We start from the raw sequence: 13,016 nt of genomic DNA, 5'->3' as shown, positions 1-13,016 counted from the left end.
ATCTGTTAGTCCGTTCTACTTACTGATGAAACCGAAGCAATTAACAGAAAGAACGCAATGGAATGTGTAGACAGCGAGAATTACAACTAAAAAGGAGGATGCTATATGGATGCAAAACAAGCTGTTGAATGGGCACAACAGGTTTATAAAAACAATTATCAAGAAAACTGGTCAACTGACTTCTGTTTATGGTTTCAATTTTCATTAAGAGACTACGCTTTAGCTGGTTTCCCAAATGGTGAACATTTAGTTGGTCACTCAAAATGGACAAAGGAAAATGGCACTGAATATAAAGGTGAATAATGATTTCAATTTATTAATGAATGAAAGGGTGCTTAAAAATGCCATATGTCAGTCCAACGGCTGTTAACAATCCCTTTTATTCCCTTGGTCACATGCAGCGGTTAACTCATGGAATCATGGGGCACTTGATCGAAGATCGACAAAATGGAGTAGTGATTCCCGCTTTTTATTCAATTAAACAGGGGAACGGAAGTGTAGGAAGGTTTATTGAATATTTGAAGGAAAAATACAACGCAATTCGCTTCCCACTTGTAACAAATCCTGTTTTCGAAGGAATGCTGATACGTAGAGGCTTCAAAAAGAAAAGAGAATATGTATCCGCCCTCAAAGGGCACGTAGATGTCTATATCTGGAGGAAATAGACAAAACATGAAAAGTCGGAGTCCCTTTGTTGACACTTTAAACAATGGAGGTCAGTATATGAGAGATATTTCAAGGAAAATCGAAATCGACGGTCAGTCATATGATGTGGAAAGAACATTCGATGGGAGTCCTGGTGTATATCAGGAGGCTAATGAGAAGTTTATATATGCCAATATCAATTCCTCCTCAAAGAATAAAGGATTTCATATTCTATCTCTTCTGGAAGGACATCGCGATGAAGACTGCGTTATTATCTTTGCGAGAAAAAGTAAAGAAGGAGATTCGTCGGATACAGATATATAAACAAACAGATGGTGTTGTTGAGAAATCTCAATAGCACCATTTTTTCTTGTTAGAGAGCGAATGTTTACTTACTGATTTTCTTGTATAATACAAACAGATCCTATTTCTGACAATGATTGTGAAGGGAGCACATGCTTTATGTTAATGAGTCATATCCAAGCTGAAACTCCTCAAGAATTAATGTTGTTAGTTACTCCTATACCCAGTAAAGAATATGAGGGAGATTATGAAGAGTACTTGCGAACGTTTTATGCAAAAGAGGCACTGTTTCCCAAGATTGATTACATCGTAAGAAATATACATAAGATCCTGTCAAGTCCAACAGTTCAAGCTTCAAACTTTGATTGGGGGCCTTACATCGTACACGCTGTCAAGGTTTCACTTGCGAATGGTGGATATTTTGTAGAAGCTGCGAAAGTATTTCAAGAATATACACGAGACTATATGAAGTGGATTCAAGAATGGGATTTTGGAAATGACAGAAATGAATTGGAATACAAAGATACCATTTTATTTATAGCATTAGAAACGTTCGTACAGTTCAGAGCACATGGAAAAGTAGATACAGAGGTTCTTTCAATATGGAGTTACATTTCAACTGATGCACTTAGCGATGCGGTCTTCTTTCCCTTTGATTATTTAAATATAGCACCAGATAACAGTGAAGATCATGTGAGTGAACGATATAAGTTTCATAGTCCTCTTCCTAATGATAATGAATCAGATTTTATTGAGGTTTATGTAAATATGGTAAAACTCTTTAAAAAGACAGACATGACTGAGCGAAAGTATCACGAACACATACTTGCATGTTTGAAGATGATATATGATCACCTAAGTTATTTTAACTTGGAAAACAACTCGAAATTTCTGTTATACATTGAGAAATTACAAGCCATGATAAAACAAAGTTCGATACCAGGTGAAATTTTCTATCTATATCGGTTATTTTGTGAAGCAAAGATGCAAGGAGAAGATAGTGGTTTTGAGCAACTACAATTGAATAAGGAGCAAATCAAACGATTTAAGGAGGCATTTGATTGTAGTTTTGATTGGTGTATTTCAAATAACTTTAGAGAGCCTTTAAAAGTATTTTGGAATGAGCTTTATTTTGGAGAAAACGATAGCAATTTTACGATCATTAAACATGCGTATCAAAAATGTTTCAAGATAGATAGTAGCCTTGCAAACGATATTATCGATAGAAATGTTCACCTCCGTACATTGTTTGAAAGAAAAGAGTATAAGATTATTTCAGAATGTTACATGCGTGGATTAGCTAATCGCAAGATGTTCTATTTTGAAGTGGCGTATTCTCTTTCGGAGTGTGGATATCATCAAGAAGCAAAACAGGTTTACGAAAAGGCAATTGAAGAGGGAGATCAAAGTAGTTCTATTTATAATAATCTTGGTGTGATTTACTCGAATATAGAAAAAAATGATGAAAAAGCAAGGGAATGTTATGTTAAAGCGTTAGAATTAGATCCAAAAGATAAGACAGCAAAAGGAAACCTGGATATTATCAATAAAAAGTTGAAGGAGAAAAAGGAAAAGCCTAAGAAATTAACTGAATCTTACTTTAAAATCACGAACAAATGGCACAAGAAGTTATTGTTCACGATTTATAAATTTGGAGAGCGCCCTATTTCTATTGAGGATTTAGCTGAAGCTACCAATCAAAAAGAAAGTTATGTAGAGAAAAATTTAAATGAGTTACTAAGAATGGAAATCTTACAAAGTGAAAATGGTACGTACAAGATTGAACCAACTGTTCAGAAACTTGTAGCAGACTTCATAGATCCCAAATTAGAACGTCAGATCATTAAAGCTGATCGAATGAATCTATATCGTCCGATCTTTTTCCATGAATCAGAAATCAGTTTGTATCGAGTTCTACTGGAGTTGTTTCCCCAACATTTCGTTTTCCCGAATATTAGTCTTAAAACGATAGTAGATATTGAAAAACTTAAAGAATTGATATCCAGTGAGCATATGAACTATCTGTTTATGGCTCATGTAGACTTTGCCATCATTAGTACCTCTACGTATGTGCCTGTCATTGCAATTGAGAAAGATAGCAACTATCACGATACGGAATTAGCGGCAAAAAAGGACAAAATGAAGAATGAAATTTTCAAGATGAGCGGAATACCATTGATCCGTATCCGATTTAATAAAGGTATGACTGCTGAGAAGTTAAAGCAGGAAATACGAAGTGCAACGAAAGAGATGATTCTTGACATACAAAAAGATGAGATCGGAAACAATAGGCTTTTAGAAGAGATAGATGTCCGGAATTTTGGCGTGTCGATACACTCAGACATTGATTTAGATCTATTACAGGACGTATGGAATCGGATTGTAGGAGAAGGGATTGCAAAAAAATCAAAAGTGCTTGATGTGAAAAACAATGAAGAATTTCATGTCTCTATTTCATCTGATTTAGAAACGATCATTGATTTTTCAAGAGAACAAATTACGATGCAAATAAAGAAAGCTATTCCAACAATTAATCAATTGGTAATTTCGTATTATTAAATCAAATCATGAAAAGGGAGCCAAGAAATCGGCTCTCTTTCTTTTTATACGTGAAAGTTGATCCATTCATACTAACACACATAGAAAAGAGGGGTGATTCGTGGTATTGCGATCCAGGATGGATCACCCCATGTTTTGAGCGTGTTCAGTATTAAGCAACGCAATGAGAATCAAATTTCTCCTTGGAGTTTATAATCTTCGTATAGAAGACGAGGAGGGATAAGAATGAAAGCGTTGGTTTTGTCAGATTTACAAGGAATCGAGTATCGTGAGTGGATGAGATTTTTGAGTTTGGATTCTGGACTGTTCGACATCATTTTGTTTCTTGGAGATATTGATCAAATGTATTTGAAAGTAATAACAGAAAAATTCCCATCGAAACCCAAACTTGGAGTTTTAGGAAACCATGACTTTTCAGGTGATTTAGAGTATTTCGGGATTGAAAATATTCATGGAAAAATGAAAGTGATCAATGGAATAGCAATAGCGGGAGTAGAAGGAAGTATTAAATACAAGAAAGAAGAAGCGCCTATGTTGACTCAAGAAGAAGCGACGATTATTTGTGAGCAGCTACCCAAAGCAGATTTGTTAATCTCTCATAACTCCCCATATGGAATTCACGATAAGTCAGATATGGCTCACGAAGGATTTATGGGGTTGCGGACATATATCTCGCAAAAAGAACCCAAGTATCTGATACATGGACACCAACATAGTGCTAAGAATACGAGAGTTGGAAATACAGATGTGATAGGAATATTTGGTGGAGTTATTTTCGATTTAACAAATGGAAATCAATTACGAGTGTTAGAGGTGTTAGATTAATATTAAAGATAGACTCACGGTTAGTAGTGAACTTTGGGTCTATTCTTGTTGTATTAAAGATACGCAGTAGTTCTCAATTATCCATTCATATCGTAAAATATAATTTACATATTCATTCTAATTTTGTATTATTGTTATAATAACCATAAATGACGACATTTTATTGTGATTAAAGATTTATGAATCTGTAGTTCTACGATTAACAAGCAACAATGAAACCTTTTGTTGAATGGAAATTTAATATAAAAGTCTTTTTAATACGAAAAACCGTATTTCGGGGAGAAGGTAGATAAAATGGATCACAAGAAAATGGCAAGAGAAATAGCAGATCATTTCATCAATGAGTATCCTGTAAAAATGATGAATTTTTCTCAGCAGTATGAGGTGCTTACACAAGAAAGACTCAGTTTCATGACGAAAGATATAACAAAACTCAGCATAGATGAATTGCAGGAGCTACTATCTAATTTGGAAAAAACGCTGTTACTTCTTGATGAATTCATTCCTTATCAAGAAGCAGTAGTGCGAATTTTTGGTAAGGGAAATGAATTTCTTGAAGAACTATGTTTCATGAGAAAACAACTAAAAGATATTCGATCACTCTTGCACACAAATAATGAGGGAGATGCGTAAAATGACACAAGGAGTCATTCGGAATCACCAATGTACCATTTTTCATATGAAAGAAGAACAATTGGATGATTTTACGAAAGAGCTACATAAGGAAGCGAAACAGTTAAAACTTCAAGTTAAATCATTTGAGTATCGTCGAAATCAGGTTTTCTTTACACTCCAAGGAGAAATGCATGAAATTAATCGTTTCCTGGGAGATTTCGCTGCTATGTGGAGTATTCAAGAAATGGGTGTCAGTGAATTTGCAAGAATTATGGAAGTATCTGATTTAGAAGCCCAAGAATGGTATGAAGAGGTGGCTGAGTACAAAGGGATTATCATGAATAAAGCGAGTTTTGAATCTAAAATTGTTGCTAAGTTTGGGAGAATGACAGATCTCGCTAAGCTGGAATATCTAAAACGCCATTTCATGGACAATCTGGAAGAATTGATCCAAACTCGTATAGATACAGTTGAAGGGAAAGAAGATGAATTCTCGCTATACCTTAAACGGCAGGCTGAAAAACAAGACTTGTTAATTATGCTTGAAAATATTGACGGTCATCTTGATCCATCAACAATTGAAAAATTAAAGACGTTTATTCAGAACAGTTAACATTTAATCAATTAATAGGGGGCAAGAATGAAGAAGTATGTCGTTGCTGTCATTTTTAATCCAACCATGGAAGAAACGTTGCTCTTACATCGTAATAGGGAACCATATGCGAATATGTTGAATGGGATTGGAGGTAAGATTGAAGAAGGAGAAACACCAAATGAAGCTTTCCTTCGTGAGATGCAGGAGGAAACAGGGATTTCATCAAGTCTTATAGATTTTTATCAGGAAATGGTGAAAATGACTTTCCCGAACGGAGTCGAATTGGTTTGTTTCTATGCAATTTTAGCTTGTGAACCTGTTATCTGGGAAAAAAATAAAGAAGGAATCGTAGCGTGGTATAATATTGAGGAGCTTGATTTACTTAATGCTTCCCATTCCATGCTTGCTGGAGATGGTAACATATCCTACATGATTCAATTCGCAAGAAATTTGGAAAGAATTCGTCAAAATACCTTGTAACATCTGTTTAGGTTGTATATCCAGGTTGAGGTTGAACACACAGAAAGATATCGACTCCTTTTTAGTAGGGGTCATTTATTTTAATTGGCATTGGACTTTGGTACAATAATAAGAAGCTAAATAGAGACGAAACCTCTTGAGGGGGCTATATACATATGGTAGTCAATCGATTAGAGAATGAAGATAATCGTGATAACGTAGGAAGGATATTGAAAGAAAAATGGGAGATTGAACCTGAATTTTCAGATTTGCGATTTGGAAAGTATCATTTAGTCATATGGAGGCATCCTGAGTTTGGACAACTGAATGGATATGTAGGGATCAAACGTAGTCACTCCTATTTTGGAAAAGAGAGGAGTGATAAAAGAATTGGTGAACTCAATGTCCATGGCGGAATTACCTTTGCTGGTAAGGAAAAAGGTGATGGATTCCGAAAAGGCTACTGGTATTTCGGATTTGATACCGCACATGCCTTTGACTACGCTCCTATCCTTGAAAAAATAAAGGAAGAAATGATGAGGAGTGGTCATCCTTTGATGGGCGAAATTAAAAAAATCACAACTCCTTCCTCAAATGTGATTCAAATGCCAACGCGCAAACATCACTATAAAGATATTGAATACGTATCAAATGAAGTAGCGTATTTATACCGACAATTGAAATCAATAGAAGAGAAAAATCCTCATCATTCCCATGACTTCAGAAAAGAATATAAGGCGCTTCGCAAACAAAAAATGGCTCGAAATAAGATGGATACAAAAACGAATTTGCAGTGAAAATGTTTCGAATCTGTGACATACTTCCATCTTTTCATATATAAATAGGGATTTCTTTTTCTAATTGATTGTATTCAGTAGACTCCCATCTACAATATACCGAAAGCAAGAGACGCTTTCGATTATTTAGATTCAAGGGGGTCTTACAATGTTACATGAATACCTGTATCGCTTTATACCGTTTTCTAATAAACAACAGAGCGATTTAGAGGATTACTACAAGCTTGAGTATCATCACGCACATCCACCTTCGGAATTAGAAACGCTACGGAAAGTTTCTACCACCGATGAATATTGGACTTATATGGGCATCTAATCTTATATTTTTATGTTGGGGGTAACCTTTTCAAAGCTTGGCGGTTGAGGGGTTACTTTTTTGTTGATTGGTGTTAGTAAAATAAGTCAAAATTCTTCAAACGCAAGACCTACTCAACCAGACAGCAGAATTTTTGTCGGCGGTCTTTTTGCAAGAAAACCATTCGTTATATGTAAAAAATATTTTACAAAAAAACACAGGTGTAGTATGATGAACCTATCAATTTGCTGAATGAAAATATGAATTGTTAGTGGAGAAAGAAGAGAAATAGATTAAATTAAGATCGATCTTGAATTCAGAGAGGATGAGGTGAAGCAGATATGAAGCAATGGTTAGAGGAATCCCCTAAACGATTCGTTCGAGAGACATCTAATTTTGATGTCGCAACCTTGTTAATACAACATGAGAATAATCCTTACAATTTGACTCCTTCCTATCAAAGAGGATTAGTATGGAGTGTAAAACAAAAAGAAGAACTAATTTGCTCCATTGTTGAGTGGTTGCCGATCAATGCCATTTTTTTGAATGAGCGGAGTGAGGACGAACCAATAGAGGTAGTAGATGGCAAACAGAGATTGACGACTATTTTTGATTTTTGCAATGATCGTTTTACCTGGAGGGGTTATTTGTTTTCAGAACTTCCAGATAAATACAAAGCGATCATTAAAAGTTTTAAAATCGCAATATACCTAACTCGCTATAAAACAGAAGAAGAATGTGAAAAGCTATTCAAACGGATTAATTTTACTGGAACTCCTCATGAAAGGCGAGAAACGATGTAGAAGCGATTCTCCCCAAAAATGAAAGGAAGGAAATTCATGTATGGAAACAAACTCTCAAGCAGCGGTGATTTCAGTTGATTTCGATGAAGATCAAGTAAAGGTGTATAAAGGTGTGGAAGTATCAATTGGAAGAAACACCGACAAAAAGATAAACTCTGGAAATGGGCAACTGTCCTTTAACGAGTGAAAGGAGTATGCATATGTATGAATATAGCAAAACGGGAGATTGGTGTTTCCGAAACGGTGAAGTATGTGATAACCATGTGTCAACCTCTCCGTTTCCTCTTAAAAATGGAGAGCAGTGCTTAAATAGATTCTACGGGCTATGCGATAAGGGAGATCGTTATCTTCCAGAATCGAATGATCCAGACGGTCGTCAAGCAACGATAAAACGATGCACTATGAAAGAGGGTTATCCACGTTACGATGCATTAATTGGACAAACGATTGATATTGAAGAAGAGGTTTCAGACGCTGTATATGTAAGAATTGATGGACGATTGTATCCGATCTGGTTACGTGATTGTATTCTTTCGTATAAAGATGGTTATCTTGAGAAATAAGATAAAAAATGTAAAAAACAACATGTAAAGATTGGACATTAGAGAGAAAGGAGAGTGGATAACATCGAGAGTTTTTTGTATCTAATGATCTTGGTAGGTGTTCTTGGATTTTGCCACTACCTTTTTAGGTACTTAGTAAACAAGCATTCCTCCCAAAAATACTACTTCCGACAAGCAGTGAATATGCTTCGGATTATAACATTCGGGGTCATTTATTTATTAATACTTCGCAAAGAACAATTCTCGGATGCAACTCAATCAGGAATCATTATTATGATGACGATATTTGTAGCTTGGCATGTTATTGAAGCCTTGCTTTCTTTCCGAAAGGTTCACAAAGAGTGGTAATGTTCTTACTTTATTATGAAAGAAATGCTTAACAAGTAAGAGATTGTTCTTGCAAGAAAAGCAAGTGGATCAACTGCAAGGGAAAGTTTGAGAGGAGAAATGATCGTGAGAAAGTTTTATGATGTAGGGGCTACCGCTTACTCGCCCTTGTTTGATGCGGACGTAGAAATTCTGTATGCTCAGCAACTTGATCGTGGGAATTTGTATATGGTTCGTTATGAAACAACTCGCAGTGAGGATGTCTATCTTGAAGATTATACACGCATTATTGATACCAAGCCTGTAACAGAGGTTCATCATGAGAAGGTTTTTGATCATCATTCCCTGGGACACGCAGAACTTTTTGATTCGAAAGAAGTGTACGTTAAGTATCAAGACAATCAAATTGAAACGATCATGCGGAGTTTGCTAAGTGAAACTGATGTATGGATGCAAGAGTTGTTTCATGTGTATGCTTCTGAGAGTGTGTCAAAGGAACATACTGAAGCGATGCGTCGAGTAATAAAAGAAAAGACAGGTATTCAATTATTTTAGGGGGAGTTGGCTCATGAGCCAGCTCCTTCGTTCGTTTGATGAATACGACTACGAAATAACAGATAGTCCTCTTCTTTATAATGAAAATATTTAAAATTGGGGAAGGGATTTAATTAACTATTATATAATACTGATCATGTTGAGCGAATCCCCGTTCCTGGAGTATGAATGGAATGAGAATAAACTGTTTGCTATTGGAAAATACTAATTATTATATCAAGCAGGAAGGAAGCGAATGGATCTTGGATGCAATGAATGCAAAATATGAAGTGATGAATGATGAAGTGGTTACAAATCATCGAATAAAGATGAAGGAGCGTGTGGAGTTCTATAAAAGAATGTACGAAACAGCAAGACTCCAAATGATTGAAGCGGATAGAGAGTGGATGCGTAGACTCTATCAACAAGCGCAACAATAATTATTATAGAAGGCACAAAAAGAAGTCTAAGGGTTAGGCTTCTTTTCTTTAAACTGATTTATTAGCCAGAATGTTGAATACATTTGGATAAATCAATGGAAATGTTGCGGTCAGGACGTGCTACTGGAAATAATCACCTTAGATATGTTACTCTAAATCAAAAAGGCGAAGTGAGTACAGCGCATCAGAGATTGCTATACAAACTGTCTGTAAATTGATGTAAAAAGATGGCTGCTAAAGTTGTCAAATTCACCAAAACAAATCTGCGAGACGAGTTGATAAAAGCAGAAAAAACGAAATAGAAATGGATTATTGACAGGAAATAGGAGTGAAAGACTGTGTGAAAACATTAAATCAAATGGGAGTTCCCCATTTTAAAAAAGCGATGAATATTTTAAAAGATGAGGTAAAAAGAGGATGGAAGTATCTGGTCGTCACTTTGATTCTCTTGATTGCTTATGGAGTCTCTTCTTATTGTAATTATCCAAATGTCGTTCGAATTGTAATATGTTTAATTATCCTTGGAACAATAAAGACAGCTTTGAAATTGTCTACAGCTTACTTGAACAAAAGTGCCAAAGATATAATGTTGGATTACGCGTTTTCACTTCCACTTACATCCTTTTTAGCCCCTTTAGTCATCGCGAGTTTATTTGGTTTAGATGGAGATGCTTCTTATCTTGCCTATGTTATCTCATTCATTGTCATCGTTGGGACAGCGCATCCGTTTATCCTCTGGAAGTATTATGTTAAGGACAATAAAGGGAATATAAAAGATTTGATACACATTACGGATAAAGCAAAAGAAGTTATTTTAGCAACAGCAGTGTTTCTGATAGTAGTTGCGAATTTGCCGTTGGTAACCAAGATGGTAGGAGAGGTATTCCCGATTGAAGACAATGGATTTAAAAAGCTCACTATACCGATTGTGATGGCATACGGAATTTTACGTTATGGCATTGAATTTGTCATGAGAAAACGCTATGAAAAGGATGGGTCACGTTACAAGATAGAAGAAGATAAACCCACAACCGAAACAGTGGATGAATTGAATCAGATATTAATCGAAATTAATCGTTTACTTGGCAGTGAACAATCTGAAAATTGGAGAAAAGAAGAGATCATTCATAGGATCCAAAAGTTAAAATCCAAAAATACCCTGGATGATGTGAGACATCTTTGGAAAGAGTTTTGAATGAATCGTTACAAGTCGTTGATCGGTGTCAGACAATTAGTCATCGGTTTATCGGGGAATTGTGACAAATAGACGATGGAAATGGAGAGTATCTAAATTTAGGTTCAGGTCAGTAAGTATATATTGGATTTTTGGAATTTGATTCAAATCATAATCGGAATGTGCATGGTAATTGCTGTAAACATCTGAACGCACAGCGTTTCTACGACTCGCAATGTAAAGAAGAAGCCTACCTCGATTGGTGGCTTCTTTTTCTTTATGCATTGAGCAGTTTTTCCCTTCGATTAATCTGTTTTTCCCTATACATTTTGGTATCTGCCAAAGAAACGAGTTCTTGCAAAACGTTGTGATCGTCTGGGCAGATAGAATATCCTATGGATACGGAAATTTGAATATTTAACTTGGAGGAAAGCGAATGTATTTTCGATTTGATTCGATTAATAAGTATTTGAAGACCTATGTCACCTTGATACTCTCCAATGAGTAGGAATTCATCCCCACCCCAACGAGCGGCAATATCAGACTGTCTTGTACGTTTAGACAAGATCAGGCTGATCTGTCGCAAGACTTCATCTCCCATTTCGTGTCCATGCGTATCGTTGATCATTTTAAAATCATTACAATCAATAACCAGGATATAATACTTTTTGTTATTTCGTTTAACCAAATCCGAAATCCTATTAAAAGAATGCAAAACAAAACGACGATTATATAAATTGGTTAAAACATCTTTTTCTGCGAAAAATCTTACTTTGTCATATTGAAGACCTACCCAGTAGGCAATGAAAATAAAGAGGGGATACCCCATCCATTCAATCCACTGGACACTGCCAACCACAAACATGTAGTACATCGTGTATAAGGAATGAATGAAGAGAGTCAGTGAAATACAAAACAGTCTACCCATGTAACGCATAGCAAAATATACCTCCTCAATCAGTTTGTTCCTTTGTGTGATACAACTGTATCATGGTTAAAATAGTTTGCCATTGGGATATATGTCGTATAGTGTTTGATGCCAGCCTTCCGAATCTAAGCTGTGGATGAAATACAAGAAGAGTAAACCGGATACACCAGTTTACTCTTCTTGGTTAACCTGCCAATTTAAATTCACCAAGAAATTCGCGTAGCACAAGTCTTGCCCGATGAATATGGGATTTGACCGTGTTTAGAGGCAAGCGTAATTCCATTGCAATTTCATCGTAACTCTTCTCATATAAATGTCGCATAATAAAAGCTTTACGATGTGAGTTCGATAAATGATTTAACGCTTGAGAAAGATGAGAGGAAAATTCTTTTTTTTCAATGCTTGATTCAACTCGATCTCTCGATTGAATGTTCATTTCCTCCTCACCCAATAAACTAAAAGCGAATCGTTGCCTGCGGTAATAATCGATGCATAGATTCCTTGTTATACGTCCTACCCAAGTAGTTAATTTTGCGGTTGCAGGATCATATTTGTGCAAATTTCGATACACACGAACCAGAACCTCTTGTGTAATATCTAATACATCCTGTTGATTAGAGATTTTGCCGGAAACAATTCGAAGAATAAAAGGTTCTACCTCTTTTAATAGGGAAGATAGTGCTTCATCATTACCATTTTCAATCATGTTTTGTTGTAAATTCAATGAAAATCGTCCCTTCTAAAAATATTGCCAAATAAATTGTTGAATAACACCTATTTCTTATGGAATGTTCTATTCTATGCAGATATGTAAATCAAAATTATTGATAGTTAAAAGTTGCACGAAAGCCTTGCTTATACTATATCCTATATAGTAAATTGACTAAAGTCAATGAATCAAGGGTTTTTTAATAAAATTGCCACTATTAACTTGTGCCATTGAGTAATTACAGGTAACTTGGGAAATAATGATCCATTGATTCTGGTAAAGGTATTCGGAATAGTCGTTATGTTATTGATGGTATTGCGATTGCTTTAATCCAATAGAAAGGGCGTAAATTTGCTCGTTCCAAGCGCTTTCTCTACGTTTTCCCTTGGGTTCTCTGGAGTTTTGCGATGTTGAAATTGCGTTTTTCATATAAGGATCTATCTAA

General features: G+C 35.6%; 17 protein-coding genes. 15 read left to right on the top strand and 2 right to left on the bottom strand.

Features of this window, described 5'->3' with window-relative positions; all coding sequences use genetic code 11:
• The first annotated feature begins 105 nt into the window (after nt 1-105).
• The 15 genes from ACFVS2_RS20390 (at nt 106) to ACFVS2_RS20320 (ending at nt 10,955) form a co-directional block, all read left to right on the top strand.
• Nucleotides 106-303, top strand: coding sequence for a hypothetical protein (locus tag ACFVS2_RS20390; RefSeq protein WP_390237034.1), 198 nt, complete (start codon nt 106-108; stop codon nt 301-303).
• Nucleotides 304-341: 38 nt separating this feature from the next.
• Nucleotides 342-665 carry a hypothetical protein gene (locus tag ACFVS2_RS20385; RefSeq protein WP_390237032.1) on the top strand — a complete coding sequence of 108 codons (324 nt, stop codon included), beginning with the start codon at nt 342-344 and terminating at the stop codon, nt 663-665.
• 58 nt (nt 666-723) lie between these two features.
• The gene (locus ACFVS2_RS20380) at nt 724-969 is read left to right on the top strand and encodes a hypothetical protein (protein WP_390237031.1); all 246 of its coding nucleotides are present in this window, start codon (nt 724-726) and stop codon (nt 967-969) included.
• A 138-nt stretch (nt 970-1,107) separates the two neighbouring features.
• A complete protein-coding gene (locus ACFVS2_RS20375; RefSeq protein WP_390237029.1) occupies nt 1,108-3,507 on the top strand; it encodes a DUF2726 domain-containing protein in 2,400 nt (799 codons plus the stop codon).
• Nucleotides 3,508-3,732: 225 nt separating this feature from the next.
• Nucleotides 3,733-4,332: a metallophosphoesterase family protein gene (locus ACFVS2_RS20370; protein WP_390237027.1), complete on the top strand. Its 600-nt coding sequence runs from the start codon at nt 3,733-3,735 to the stop codon at nt 4,330-4,332.
• A 294-nt stretch (nt 4,333-4,626) separates the two neighbouring features.
• Nucleotides 4,627-4,965, top strand: a complete 339-nt coding sequence (locus ACFVS2_RS20365) for a hypothetical protein (RefSeq protein WP_390237025.1) — start codon at nt 4,627-4,629, stop codon at nt 4,963-4,965.
• A gap of 1 nt (nt 4,966) precedes the next feature.
• Complete coding sequence (locus ACFVS2_RS20360; RefSeq protein WP_390237023.1) at nt 4,967-5,560, top strand: hypothetical protein; 594 nt, start codon at nt 4,967-4,969, stop codon at nt 5,558-5,560.
• A gap of 27 nt (nt 5,561-5,587) precedes the next feature.
• A complete protein-coding gene (locus ACFVS2_RS20355) occupies nt 5,588-6,022 on the top strand; it encodes an NUDIX domain-containing protein (protein ID WP_390237021.1) in 435 nt (144 codons plus the stop codon).
• 155 nt (nt 6,023-6,177) lie between these two features.
• Entirely contained in the window at nt 6,178-6,798 is a 621-nt protein-coding gene (locus ACFVS2_RS20350) for a hypothetical protein (protein ID WP_390237019.1), read from the top strand.
• A 636-nt stretch (nt 6,799-7,434) separates the two neighbouring features.
• Nucleotides 7,435-7,896, top strand: a complete 462-nt coding sequence (locus ACFVS2_RS20345; protein WP_390237017.1) for a DUF262 domain-containing protein — start codon at nt 7,435-7,437, stop codon at nt 7,894-7,896.
• 40 nt (nt 7,897-7,936) lie between these two features.
• Nucleotides 7,937-8,083, top strand: coding sequence for a hypothetical protein (locus ACFVS2_RS20340; RefSeq protein WP_390237015.1), 147 nt, complete (start codon nt 7,937-7,939; stop codon nt 8,081-8,083).
• Between the two features lie 13 nt (nt 8,084-8,096).
• Nucleotides 8,097-8,459 carry a hypothetical protein gene (locus ACFVS2_RS20335; RefSeq protein ID WP_390237013.1) on the top strand — a complete coding sequence of 121 codons (363 nt, stop codon included), beginning with the start codon at nt 8,097-8,099 and terminating at the stop codon, nt 8,457-8,459.
• Nucleotides 8,460-8,912: 453 nt separating this feature from the next.
• Entirely contained in the window at nt 8,913-9,341 is a 429-nt protein-coding gene (locus ACFVS2_RS20330) for a hypothetical protein (RefSeq protein ID WP_390237011.1), read from the top strand.
• A gap of 242 nt (nt 9,342-9,583) precedes the next feature.
• Nucleotides 9,584-9,760, top strand: a complete 177-nt coding sequence (locus ACFVS2_RS20325; RefSeq protein WP_390237009.1) for a hypothetical protein — start codon at nt 9,584-9,586, stop codon at nt 9,758-9,760.
• A gap of 340 nt (nt 9,761-10,100) precedes the next feature.
• Nucleotides 10,101-10,955, top strand: coding sequence for a hypothetical protein (locus ACFVS2_RS20320; RefSeq protein ID WP_390237007.1), 855 nt, complete (start codon nt 10,101-10,103; stop codon nt 10,953-10,955).
• 256 nt (nt 10,956-11,211) lie between these two features.
• Here the strand turns inward: ACFVS2_RS20320 and ACFVS2_RS20315 are convergent, their stop codons facing one another.
• Together ACFVS2_RS20315 and ACFVS2_RS20310 are read right to left on the bottom strand one after the other, a co-directional pair.
• Nucleotides 11,212-11,799: a GGDEF domain-containing protein gene (locus ACFVS2_RS20315; RefSeq protein WP_390237005.1), complete on the bottom strand. Its 588-nt coding sequence runs from the start codon at nt 11,797-11,799 to the stop codon at nt 11,212-11,214.
• A gap of 247 nt (nt 11,800-12,046) precedes the next feature.
• Nucleotides 12,047-12,586, bottom strand: a complete 540-nt coding sequence (locus tag ACFVS2_RS20310; RefSeq protein WP_390237003.1) for an RNA polymerase sigma factor — start codon at nt 12,584-12,586, stop codon at nt 12,047-12,049.
• Nucleotides 12,587-13,016: the final 430 nt, after the last annotated feature.

It is taken from the genome of Brevibacillus sp. NPDC058079 (assembly GCF_042885155.1).
GTDB lineage: Bacteria > Bacillota > Bacilli > Brevibacillales > Brevibacillaceae > Brevibacillus.
This window is presented reverse-complemented; position numbering and strand designations above follow the sequence as displayed.